Annotated in this window: 8 protein-coding genes; 5 read left to right on the top strand and 3 right to left on the bottom strand. The window is 64.3% G+C overall.

Going from position 1 to position 12,336, the window contains the following annotated elements:
- Window position 1: 1 nt before the first annotated feature.
- From ACR9Y2_RS23535 to ACR9Y2_RS23525, 3 genes are all read right to left on the bottom strand, one after another.
- Window positions 2-2,611: an ADOP family duplicated permease gene (locus ACR9Y2_RS23535; protein WP_435044108.1), complete on the bottom strand. Its 2,610-nt coding sequence runs from the start codon at window positions 2,609-2,611 to the stop codon at window positions 2-4.
- 19 nt (window positions 2,612-2,630) lie between these two features.
- Entirely contained in the window at window positions 2,631-2,960 is a 330-nt protein-coding gene (locus ACR9Y2_RS23530; protein WP_435044107.1) for a PadR family transcriptional regulator, read from the bottom strand.
- Between the two features lie 72 nt (window positions 2,961-3,032).
- Window positions 3,033-6,620 carry a hypothetical protein gene (locus ACR9Y2_RS23525; RefSeq protein WP_435044106.1) on the bottom strand — a complete coding sequence of 1,196 codons (3,588 nt, stop codon included), beginning with the start codon at window positions 6,618-6,620 and terminating at the stop codon, window positions 3,033-3,035.
- 295 nt (window positions 6,621-6,915) lie between these two features.
- Between ACR9Y2_RS23525 and ACR9Y2_RS23520 the strand changes: the two genes are divergently transcribed.
- The 5 genes from ACR9Y2_RS23520 to ACR9Y2_RS23500 are packed head-to-tail and all read left to right on the top strand — an operon-like array spanning window position 6,916 to window position 12,304.
- Window positions 6,916-7,464, top strand: a complete 549-nt coding sequence (locus ACR9Y2_RS23520; protein WP_435044105.1) for a hypothetical protein — start codon at window positions 6,916-6,918, stop codon at window positions 7,462-7,464.
- A complete protein-coding gene (locus ACR9Y2_RS23515) occupies window positions 7,461-8,429 on the top strand; it encodes a quinone oxidoreductase family protein (RefSeq protein WP_435044104.1) in 969 nt (322 codons plus the stop codon). Before ACR9Y2_RS23520 ends, ACR9Y2_RS23515 begins: the two co-directional genes overlap by 4 nt.
- 15 nt (window positions 8,430-8,444) lie before the next feature.
- Window positions 8,445-9,782, top strand: coding sequence for an APC family permease (locus ACR9Y2_RS23510; RefSeq protein ID WP_435044103.1), 1,338 nt, complete (start codon window positions 8,445-8,447; stop codon window positions 9,780-9,782).
- Window positions 9,779-10,861, top strand: coding sequence for an aminotransferase class I/II-fold pyridoxal phosphate-dependent enzyme (locus ACR9Y2_RS23505; protein ID WP_435044102.1), 1,083 nt, complete (start codon window positions 9,779-9,781; stop codon window positions 10,859-10,861). Before ACR9Y2_RS23510 ends, ACR9Y2_RS23505 begins: the two co-directional genes overlap by 4 nt.
- Before the next feature lie 57 nt (window positions 10,862-10,918).
- The gene (locus ACR9Y2_RS23500) at window positions 10,919-12,304 is read left to right on the top strand and encodes a hypothetical protein (protein WP_435044101.1); all 1,386 of its coding nucleotides are present in this window, start codon (window positions 10,919-10,921) and stop codon (window positions 12,302-12,304) included.
- The last annotated feature ends 32 nt before the right edge of the window (window positions 12,305-12,336 follow it).

Raw genomic sequence — 12,336 nt, 5'->3', positions numbered from 1 at the left:
CTCAGTCCTGCCTGAGTGTGGTCATCGGATCCACCCGCGACGCTCGCCGCGACGGCAACAGCGCAGCCAACAACGCGATCAGGGCTAAGCTGAAGGCGGATGAGGCAAACGCCACCGGATCAGCCGGCTTGATGTGGAACAGCAGTCCTTTCAAGGCGTAAGCGGCCCCCGCCGCGCCGGCGATTCCGAACACCAGGCCGGCCGCGGTCCAGCGGAAGGCGTGCGCCAGGATCATCTTCAGGATCTGCGAAGGAGTGGCGCCCAGAGCCAGCCGCACCCCGATTTCCCGCTCTCGCTGAGCCGCCAGGTAGGAGATCAGCCCGTAGAGGCCCGAGGCCGAGAGAATCAGTCCGATGGCGGCAAACAGAACAAGTAGTGAAGCCTGGAACCGCGGCCGGGCTGACAGTTCGCCCAGATGCTGATTGAAAGTCTGGATGACCGCGGGGATCACCGGATCCAGGGCCGCAACCTCCGACCGGATCCACGACTCCAGCACTTCCGGTTTCGCCTGTCCGCGCAGAATCACAGCGGATGCCGCCAGTGCATCATCGTCGGAGTGGCGCCGGACCAGGTAATACTCCGGATGATTCGCATCCGTCAGCCCGCCGTTTCGGACACTAGCCGAAATACCCACCACCGTATAGAGCGGCCCCTTCGGAAACCGGCGCATCTGCTTGCCCAGCGCTTCTTCTCCGGGAAACAGCTTTGCGGCCAGCGACTGGCTGATGACAACGGCCATCTGTTTAGGCCCACGGTCTTCTTCTGTGAATGCCCTGCCCTTCACAATGGGAATGCCCAAAGCCCGGAAATAGCCAGGCGTGACGTGGCGCCAGACCACGATGCCGCTGTTCGGCTGAGCAGGGTTCCGAACGCTCCCTTCCAGCGCATACAGCGGCTGGGTGCGCGGGACGCCGCCGGGCGGCAACGAGTCGCTGAGGGCAACTGTTTCCACACCCGGCAGTTTGGCCAGCCGTTGTTCCAGCGTCTCGAAGAACGCCAGCCGGGCCGAGGGCTGCGAATACCGGATGGTCAGGGCCATCTCGGCGGTCACCACGTTCTCGGTGCTCATGCCCAACGGCAGGCGCTGGCGGTTCCACAGGCTTTGCAGCAGCAAACCCGCGCAGGTCAACAGGATGAGGGAGAAGCCCAACTGCGCGCTGACCAGCGCATGGCGGGTGATCATGCTCGAGCGCGGCGTCGCACGGGCGCCGGAAACGGTGGCGGCCGAAGGCGTGTGCAGGGACGGCGCGAGTCCGAAGACCAGCCCGCACAGCAGGGAGGCGCCCAGGCTGAAGCAAAGGACGCGCAAATCCAGTTGCGCGCCAGCCAGATGAGGCAGTCCCACCGGAGCGATGAGCAGGAAAACACGCAGCAAACCGTAGGCCAGCAGGATTCCGGCAGCGCCTCCGGCGAGGCTGAGGAGCATGCTTTCCGTAAGTGTCTGGCGGATCAGGCGACCCCGCGAGGCCCCCAGCGCGGCCCGCACGGCCAGTTCCCGCTGTCTCGCCAAGGCACGAGCCAACAAGAGGTTAGCGACATTCGCACAGGCGATGAGCAGCATGGCCAGCACGGCGCCGAACAGCGTCCAGGCGGCGAGGTACATGTCGCCGGACTGCATCTCCTGCAGGGATTTCACCTGGAATTTCAACTGTTTGCGGGCCTGCGGAGGAGCAAAGGAGAAGATCCGGTCGGCCAGCGGCATGACGGAGTCGCGCATCTGCTGCGTGGTGGCGCCCGGTTTCAGCCGCCCGTATACCTGCAGCGGCCGGCCCCCACCGGCGGGCAGCGGCGGCATCGCCTGGGGGATCACCAGATCGACCTTTTCCAGCGTGGGCAACTCGAAGCCGGGCGGCAGCACGCCGATGATCTGTCGTTCCGCGCCATCAATCATCAGGCGGCGTCCGATCACGGACGGTTGGCCGGCGAAGCGGCTTTGCCACATCGCGTGGGTGATTAGCGCCACACCGGGCACGTTCGGACGGTCCTCTTCGGCGGCAAAATTGCGGCCGAGCACCGGCTGGACGCCTAACACCGGTAGGAACGACGCTTCCACGCGAGCGCAACTCAGGCGCAGCGGCCGGTCGCCCGTCAGGTCGCAGTCCACCACACCCGCCCACGAAGTGATGCTCTGTAATTGAGTGGGTGTCCGCTTGAGCTCACTGTAGTCGGCCCAGGTGAGAAAGTCGTAATCCATCCACGGTATGGTGATCCCCATCGAGACCAGGCGGTTCGGTTCAGAATAAGCCAGGTTCCGGAAGAGAATACGGTCCACAACACTGAAAACCGCCGTCGAAGAGCCAATACCGATGGCCGTCACGGCCAGCACAGTGAGCGCGAAGCCCCGGTTGCGCCGGAAATTGCGCATCGCATAGCGGATGTCCTGCATGACGCCGTTCAGCCAATCCAGGCCGCGGGACGAACGGCATTCTTCCTTGACCTGATCCACGATGCCGAACTCGCGCAGCGCGGCATAGCGCGCCTCGGCGGGCGGCAGGCCATTGGCGATGTTCAATTCGATCTGGCGATCGAGATGGAAGCGCAACTCCTCGTCGAGCTCCCTATCGGTATCGTTCTTCTTCACGAGAAACCGAAGCCTCTGAATCCAGTTCATGGTGCTGCTCCTATTGAATTCAGGCCATCTTCACAATGAGGCCGATGGCGCGGGAGAGGCGCTCCCAATTGGCCTCTTCCTCTTTCAGATACTGCCTGCCCTTGCGGGTGAGCGCGTAGAACTTGGCCCGGCGGTTGTTCTCGCTGTCGCCCCACTCGGACTCAATAAAGCCTAGGGTTTCGAGCTTGTGCAGGGCCGGATAGAGGGAGCCCTGCTGCACCAGCAGGATCTCCTCTGACCGCTCCTTGATGAGCTGCGCGATGGACCAGCCATGCTGCGGACCCAGCGTGAGCGTCTTCAGGATCAGCAGATCCAGGGTGCCCTGTACAAGATCGGTCGGTTTGCTCATCGCGCCCCCTTGGTTATCTACAAGAAGGAGCATACACCTGCTCTTGTAGGTAATCAAGGGGAGCGTTCGAGATTATTTTGGCACGGCGGCCAGCGGCTCGATCCAGGTGGAAAGGAAGCGCCCCAGCAACGGCACATAGCTGTTGATGACGCCCAGCAGCGGCAGGGCGCCCAGCACCAGCAGGCGCATCAGCAACTGGGCCATCTGGCTGCCGGACTTGCCGTCCGGATTGGCTGAGAGGCGCCGCAGGATGGGGTTGCGTTCCGCGCTGAGTACGGTGACCAGCACCGGGAGACCCAGAATAACCAGGAACAGATTAGTCATCCAGCGAATGGACCCCTGCGACCGGAAAGGGTACGCCGTAGTGGAAAGGACAGCAAAGAAGAAGCCCAGCGCCAGGAACCAGATCTGGCACCACATCTGGCTGACGGAGTAGCGGATGACGGCCAGGAATCGCAGCGCCAGAAACTCCTCGGCCAGGCTGGTCTCGCGCGGGAAATCCTTGGGCGGCGGCTCAGTTCCTTCCTTAACGGCCATGCCTTTGGCCCAGAACGGTTGCAGCAGGCCGGCCACGGCCTTCGCCTGCTCGGCCAGCGCCTGTTGGACCCAGCGGTAGTAGAACGCGGAGAAACGGTGCCCGCAGGCCTCGGCAAACAGATAGCGGTCGCAGATCCTGGTCATGGGCGGCAGCTCGGCCTGTAGTTTGGCCGCCAGGTCCACGCACTTGGTCTCGGAGGCCAGCGCACGCAGGGTATCCAGCGACCGGGCCAGCATGATGCGGTGATCCTGCCGGCGCGAGGATGGCAGCAGGGGCGAACTGGCAAACTCAGGCGGCAGCGCCGTGAAACCGCGGCGCAGCGGCGAGCGTTCCAGCGTCAGCAGCAGGCAGTGCAATGGGCGCCACAGGCGGTGCAGGCGCGCAGCGGCAATGATCAGGGCGGCCCACAGTACGGAAAGCCCCATGAAATAGACGAGATCAAACCGGAGTCCGTCAAAGGATTGGCGGTTGAAGAGGCGCAGCAGTGTAACGGCAATGACAGCGGCCGAGGCCAGGAATCCAATCACCGTCAGCGGCCCGACCGCGGGCCCCGCGGGATGGAAAGCGCTCGAAGCCGCAGGGAAGACAGCGGGGATATCCGGGCGGACCCGCATGTAGAGTTCGTGGCGGCTCATCTGCGTCCAGGCGAGGGTCAGGAAACCGCAGCCCAACAGGAGTACGGGGAGTGAGGGAGACACGCCGCTGAAAGCGTCGAGGGCGCGCAGCCCGAGGAAGTGGCTGCGCAGGGTGGACGGATCGCCCATGAGATCCCGCCAGTAATAGAGGAACGACAGGGCGACACCCATGGCGGTGAGGATCGCCATCAGCATGGAGATCCGGCGGTCGCCCGATCGCAGCCACTCGAATAGGCCGGTGGGCTCGCTGTCCGGTCCGGCCGGGGTGGGGTGCAGCAGCCGGCGGATTGTCGGCGCGAGCAGCCGCAGCACGCCTAGCGCCGCGAACAGGATGGAGAGCACCGCCAGCACCAGTCCGACGATTTCGAGCGAAGCCAGCGGCAGCAGCTCAATGTGCCAGTGCGCGAACGGCGCGGTGAGGACATAGGACATGCACCCCAGCAGGAGAATGCCCAGCGTGTGGTACCCCACCCGGCCTTCGAACCCCGCTTCCCACCAGCGGAAACTGCGAAACGGCCGCGGCACGGCGACGGCCGAGATGCGGCGCGGCAGCAGGGGGTGCACCAGGCTGTAAAGCACCAGCAACTGGTAGAGGGCGGCCAGCCCCAGGATGAGGCAGACCAGCAGCGTGGTGAGCCGGCTGAGGCGGCCGGTGTGCACAGCGGCCGGCGGCGGAGGGGAGGAGTCCGGCCCGGTCTCTTTCTTCACGGGATTCACAAGATCCCGGATAGGCCACAGGCTTCGGCGTCCGACGATGCTCAGCCAGATGGGCTCAACCGACTCCGAGTCAAAGTCGCGGATGGAGCTGCGCCCGTGTTCGTCCGGACATCCGAGTGGCGGCTGTGGCTGGCCAGGCGGAATGGAAGGGCAGCCCGGAGGAAAGATCTCACTGAAGACGGTATAGGCGGCATCGTAGGTGGCATGTTCGAACTGGCTCGCCGCCAGCAGCGGGGTCCAATAGGTGGGCACGCCGAACCCCTGGCGCTCCGGCACGAACAGATTCTGCGGAGGCGGCAACAGGCTGGTGACCACCCACACGCCCTCCATCGACCACTTGCTGGTGGTCTGGACAAAGAGCAGGTCCCAATCCTGCACGATCACCCGGAGATTCGGGCACGATTGCCGCAGGTAGCCGGTGACAAAGGTGAGGTCGAGAACGTCGGAGGCGAAGATGAAGGCGGTTTCGAAGCCGCCGCGATTGAGGATGCCGGCGATGGTCTGCATCTGCGCTTCCTGGGCGACCGTCAGATGCTTGACGTTGAAAACCTCGGGCGTATCGCTGCCGGCGGGGCTGCCGCGCAGGGACAAAGGCAACTGCTCAGTGGCCTGCGTCGCAGCGCCGGAGGAGCCCTTGGCGGCGGAATCCTCCGGATACACGTCGCGCAGTTGCGCGATGCCGCGAGGGAAGGAGATGCGCGTGATGGCGGGCGCCTCCGGATCGGCCTTCCATTGCCTGAGGTCAGTGGCTCCAAAGGCCGTATCCCCCTCAGAGAGCGTGGCAATGCGGCCCAGACCCTTGACGCTGTGCAGCAGCGCATTCATGGTGCTCTCGTCATCGCGCTGGATCGCCGTCAGCGCGATGGGGAACCCTTTCTTGCGCATCTGCTGCCGGGCTGCTTTCACCGTCGTGTTTGAGGATACGAGGCGATACTGGTGGCTTGGGAAAGAGAGCAGGTCCTCGCTGAGGCACTTGTGAAGAGAAGCAAAGGTGCCGGAGTAAGAGGGTCCGATGATGGGAACTGTCTGCTCGCCGGGGGTCAGCGTGGAGCGATAGTACAGCGCTTCCTTGAACTGGTCGCGCCGCAGTCCGGAGATGTTCGATTCCCCCACCAGCAGGACCAGCAGGTAGGCTCCTTCCTTAGCGCTCGCGGCCGGCTCCCAGGACGCCGAGGATTGCCGGAAGAGAAGCGCACCCGGCAGGGTCGACGCCGGATCGAGCCCGGCCGGCACCAGCGGCGGAGCACCCTTGGCGGTGTCGGCGGAGGCCCGCGACCCCGGAGCCTTCCACGGCACCCAGTAGGTGTCGAACAGGTAGTCGGCCCGTTCGGCGGCCAGGATAATGCTGTCGATGGCGCGTCCGTAGTAAAGCGCCAGGCGCGTCATTTCGGGATCCGGCACCACCGCAATTACTACCTTCATGCTCTTCCCGGCGCGCTGCACCCAGGGCTGCCCCTGCCAGCGCGTCGCCCGCGCCGGGCATGGCTTTGCCGGACAATCGGTGGACGCCGCGGTTCCGGCGAGGAGCTCGCCCGAGACACTGCGTGCCGGCGTCAATTGGCGGCAGGCCGGCCGCAGCGGCGGTGGGACATCCAGGCAGGCAAGGTCCCCCTCCTCCTTTGGATTCGGCTCGAGCGGAGGTGCCGCGGCCGCGGGCTGCGCTCCGGCGGAAACGGGCTGGCTGGGCACAATCGTGCCCGAGCTGAACAGGGCGTAGGCGACAAAAAGGACCAGCGCCACACCCCAGGGTAGTGTCGACTGATTGCTCATCCACTCGTGGCGGTGCGAACCGCCCCTCCTCCGGAAGTATGGGCGCACAGTGCGCCAAGTGCGGTTGAGACTAGCAAAGAAACCGGCCGGTTGCCAGGGGGATCATCGCACACGCCGGATGGCCGGCCCGTAGCTCGAGGACATGGAATATGCACGGGGGTTCCTCGTTGTTACGTGAATTTCAGACGGCGTACGTTTCTGTGAGCTATCGCCTGGACGCGGTCCCTGCGCCAGGACGGAAATGTTCCTGGCTACCGCCGCGGCTGGAGAGGGCGGCAACAGTTAGAATTGTAGTTTGCGTTTCTTCTTTTCACGGCATATCCCGCACTTCCGGCGCGTGCTGCTGGTTGAGAGCGGCTCGCGGTACCTGGTGGAAGGGCTGCTCCCCGGCATTTATTCGAAGTTCTCCCAAGGCCAGAAGGTGGACCTGGTCACCTGCTTCCCCGGCCTGCCGAAGGGCTTCGATTCTTCCCGCGGCCAAGTGTACCGGGTGACGGACTATTCCGGTTCGGAGGCACGCACCCGCTTCTATTCGCTGCTGCGCGCCCAGGGCTACGAGATCACCGGCATCATCTGCTCCGGTGAGCCCATCATGACGAAATGGAAATGGGTGCTGGCCTGGCAGGTGCAAGCCAAGGTTTTCATCCTCAATGAGAACGGCGACTATTTCTGGTTCCAGAAATCCGAGTGGCGCACGATCAAACACTTCATCCTGTTCCGTGCCGGCTTGAGCGGCTCGGCCGGCGTGAGCACCGTACTGCGCGTGCTGCTGTTTCCGTTCACGTTCACCTACCTGCTGCTCTATGCAGCGTATTTCCATCTGCGGAGGATCGCTAGAATATGAAAGCTGTCTTTGTTACGGAATTCGGCGGCGTCGACAAGCTGCGCTACGAAGACCTGCCGGTGCCGGAGCCGGTGGAAGGCCAGGCACTGGTCCGCATCCATGCCATCGGCGTGAACTTCATCGACATTTACTTCCGCACCGGCCTATATCCCGCGACGCCGCCCGTGATCCTCGGCATGGAAGCCGCCGGGGTGGTGGAAGCCGTGGCTCCCGACGTGAAGAGCGTGAAAGTGGGCGACCGGGTGGCCTTCGGGACGGTCCGCGGCTCCTACGCCGAGTATGCCGCGCTGCCCGCCTGGCAGCTCGTACCTGTGCCGGATGAGGTGGATCTCCAAACAGCCGCCGGAGCCATGCTGCAAGGCATGACCGCCCACTACCTCACGCATTCCACCTATCCACTCAAACAGGGTGATACCTGCCTGGTGCACGCGGCCGCAGGCGGAGCCGGCCAGTGGATCGTCGCGGCCGCCAAGCTGCGCGGAGCACGCGTCATCGGAACCACCTCCTCGGCCGCCAAAGCCGAAGTGGCGAAGCGGGCGGGCTGCGACGAGGTCATCAACTACTCCGAACAGCAGTTCGACACCGAGGTACGCCGGCTGACCGAAGGCCGTGGCGTCGACGTGGTCTACGACTCCGTAGGCGCGGCCACCTGGGAGCGCAGCCTGAACTCCATCAAGCCGCGCGGCATGATGGTGACGTTCGGCAATGCCAGCGGCCCCGTGCCGCCCATGGCGCCGCTGGTGCTGAACCAGAAAGGGTCGCTCTACCTGACCCGGCCGAAACTCGGCGATTACACGACCACCCGCGCGGAACTCGAGTGGCGCGCCGCCGATATCCTCCGCTGGCTGAAGGACGGCAGCATGAAACTGCAGATCCACAAAGTCTATCCGTTGGCTGACGCGGGCCAGGCCCAGACCGACCTGGAATCGCGCGCGACCGCCGGCAAACTGATCCTCGTCCCCTAGGAATCGAGAGCGCCTTTGGCGGAAGTACGGCCGAAACGAGCGCTGGGTGTGTTCGACGCGACGATGATCGTGATGGGCGGCATCGTCGGGTCGGGCATCTTCATCAACCCTTACGTAGTCGCGTTGCACGTGCACACGCCCGTGCTGATCCTCGGAGCCTGGCTGCTGGGCGGCGCGCTGGCCATGATGGGCGCCTTCATCTGGGCGGAACTGGCCACCCGCCTGCCCGGCTTCGGCGGCCAGTATATGTACCTGCGCGAGGCCTACCATCCGCTGGTCGCCTTCCTCTACGGCTGGGTTTTCCTGCTCGTCACCCAGACTGGCGGGATGGCCGCCGTCGCCATCACCTTCGCCCGCTACTTCCGCGAAATTTCGGGCCTCCAACTCAACGACGGGGCCATCGCCGCAATCGCCCTGCTGGGCCTCACCGCCATCAACTGCCTGGGCGTGCGCGCCGGCAGCAATGCCCAGACCGTGCTCATGCTGCTGCGCGCCGGCGCCATTGCCGCCATGGTCCTGCTGGGCCTCTTCCTGGGCGGCGGCCAACTGCACTGGTCCCCCATCCTCGACCGGCCCCTCTCCTCCGGCCTCATCGCCTCCATCGGCGCGGCCATGGTCCCCATCGCTTTCGCCTATGGCGGCTGGCAGACGGCCAGCTTCGTCTCAGGCGAGATGCGGAATCCAGGGCGGGACCTGTCGCGGGGCCTCGTTCTCGGCGTATCCGGGGTCGTCCTGCTCTACCTCGCGGTGAACTTCGTCTGCCTCAGGATGCTCGGCGCGGACGGCCTGGCCGCCACAAAAACCCCGGCCACGGCCGTCATGCGGGCCATCCTGGGCGATCGCGGCGCCTGGTGGATCGCCATCGGCATCGCCATCTCGACCCTGGGCTTCCTCAGCCAGGGGATCCTCACAGCCCCGCGGGTCTACTACACCATGGCCCGCGACGGCCTCTTCTTCGAAAGTGTCGGCCGCCTGGCCCCGAAGTCGGGCGTCCCCGTCGTGGCCATCATCCTGCAAGGCGTGATGGCGACGCTGATCGTCTTCTCGGGCCGCTACGAACAGATCTTGAACTATGTCGTATCAGTGGATTTCATCAGCTTCGGACTGACGGCGGCGGCCTTGTTCGTGGTGCGCGCCCGGCGGCGCGGTTTGACGGGAGAGGGTGTCTTTCACACCCCTGGTCATCCCTGGTCCACCGCCTTGTTTGTGCTGGCCTGCGCCGGCATCGTCACGGGTACGGTTTCGAGCTCACCCGAAAACAGCCTGGCCGGGCTCACCATCCTCGCGGCCGGCATACCGGTCTATTTTTATTGGGGCCGCTGGAAACGGCGGCCCGGCGGAAAGGAAGCATGAGGCAGAAGTACTCCGATTACATGAACTGGGCCAAGACCCGGAGTCACGCTAAGTTCAACCTGGCAACCAGCGGCGTGGGTTCGTTTCCACTGCGCGAACTGCCGCTTTCGATCGACGAACTGGAGATCAACGGCGACACGAAGTACGGGCACCTGCCCCTGCGAGAAGCCCTCGCCTCCAAGTGCGGTGTCAGCCCCGATTGCGTGGTGACCGCCGATGGGGCGTCGCAGGCAAACTACCTGGCGATGGCGGCGATCCTGGAACCGGGCGACGAAGTGCTGATTGAGCAGCCGGCCTACGAACTGCTGGTGTCGGCAGCGCAATTCACCGGAGCCGCGGTGAAGCGCTTCCTGCGCCGCGAAGAAGACGGCTACGCCCTCGACATCGACGAGATCCGCCGCAACATCACATCGAAGACACGGCTGATCGTGATCACGAACCTGCACAACCCCACCAGCGTGCAGGCGGCGCCGGGCGTCTTCGAACAGATCGGCGCCCTAGCCCGCGAAGCCGGCGCGCGTGTGCTGGTCGACGAAATCTATGTGGACGCCATCTATGAAAACACTCCGCCCAGCGTCTTCCACCTGGGGCCGGAATTCGTGGTGACCAACAGCCTGACCAAGGTTCATGGCGTCAGCGGCCTGCGCTGCGGCTGGATCCTGGCGGAGCCGGAACTGGCCTGGGCGATGTACCGCCTGAACGATCTGTTCGGGTCCATTCCCTCCCATCCGGGCAACCTGATCGCACTGCGCGTGCTGCAGCATCTCGACATGGTGCGGACTCGCGCCCGCAAAGTCGTGGAGGCGGACCGCGGGTTGTTCAACGCCTTTCTCGACCAGCACCCCCAGTTGCTCACTCCGCGGACGACTCATGGCACAACGGCCTTTGTTCGCCTCGCCGCAGGTGGCTCCGCCGAGTTTGTCGACCGTCTACGGGCGGAGTACGAAACTTCAGTAGTGCCGGGGCGGTTTTTCGACAGCCCCGATCACTTCCGCATCGGTATGGGCGTAAACACCGTGATGTTCCAGGAAGGCCTGCGGCGCATGGGTGACCTGCTGGCCCGGTTCCGGCCAGCCTAAAGTTAGCGTAACCGTTCGCGCTGGGGCTCCATATAATACTTAGGGGGAGCCTACAGTATGCGGCACTACAGCAAGCTGGCCGTTCGGGGGATGTTGGCGATCTGGATAGCCGCCGGCGCGGGCGACTTACTGGCGCAGTATCCGCAACAATACCCGCAGCAGTATCCACCCGGACAATATCCGCCAGGTCAGTACCCGCCGGGGCAATACCCGCCAGGACAGTATCCGGGCGGATCCGGTACCGGCAGCGGCATACCGATGCCCCGTATCAAGTGGCCCAAGAAGAAATCCAAGGACGAGAAGGACAAGGAGAAGAAGGAAGGTTCTGACCAGGAGTTGAAGATCGCCCTGCGCTCCGTCGACGGCACGCTGCGCAACTTCGGCGAGAAAGACCTGCTGCTGGAAACCTCGTCAACCCGCGTCCTGCGGTTCCGGCTGCTGGCCAAGACCCAGTTCCGCAACTCCGAGGGCGAGTCGATGCGCGACTCCCTGCTGCATCCGGGCGACCGGCTCATGGTACAGGTGAGCGCCGACGATACCGAGACGGCTTACCGCATAACCCAGGTTCGCGTAGGAACCCCGGACGAACGCAAGGAAGCCGAGCGCAAGGTGGAAGCCGCGCTCATTCACGCACCCACTTCGCAGGACCTGGATGGCACCGCCGAAGGCGCCCCAGAATCGGCCGGCGCCAAGCCGCCGGAAGACGATGCGGATCCGCCGAAGAAAGAGCTGCGCGGAGAACCGCAGGCCGTCGACGATGCGCGCGAGGCTTCCGCTCGAATCCTGCAGGACATGCCGAACTTCGTGGCGGAACAGACCACCACTCGCTCCAGCGGCTTCACCGACCCGCCCCGCTGGCGCGTCGTCGACGTCGTCGCCGCCGATGTCTCCGTCATGAACGGCAAGGAAGAGTACAAGAACCTGCGCATCAACGGCCGCCCTACACAGGACCCCATCAACAAAACGGGCGCCTGGACCACCGGCGAGTTCGTCGTGACTTTGCAGGACATCATGTCTCCGGTCACCAACGCGAAGTTCACCAGGCGCGGCGAAGAACAGTTGGGCGGCCGGAACGCCCTGCTCTTCGATATCAGCGTGACTGCCGAGAATTCCCACTGGATCCTCGTCAGCCAGGATGGCAAACAGGTGCGGCCCGCCTACACCGGCCAGGTCTGGATCGACAAGGCGACCCACAAGGTCCTGCGCATTGAACAGAAGGCCATCATCACCAGCAGCATTCCCTATGAAAGCGCGGAAACCTCGGTGGAGTTCGGGTTCATCAAACTCGATTCAGGCACCTTCCTGCTGCCCCTGAAGGGCGACAGCGTGGGCTGCGTCGGCGGGGATACGCCCTGCTTCAAGAACCAACTGGTGTTCAAAAACTACCGCAAGTTCGGGTCGTCCTCCACCATCACGTTCGACAAGTTCGCTCAGTCGCGTTAACATCGCAGCGCCGGCCGGCGGATCCAATCTGC

This window comes from Paludibaculum fermentans (assembly GCF_051172195.1).
Classification (GTDB): Bacteria; Acidobacteriota; Terriglobia; order Bryobacterales; family Bryobacteraceae; genus Paludibaculum; species Paludibaculum fermentans_A.
The sequence above is the reverse complement of the archived record's forward strand: the minus strand, read 5'-3'. Positions and strand labels throughout refer to the sequence as shown.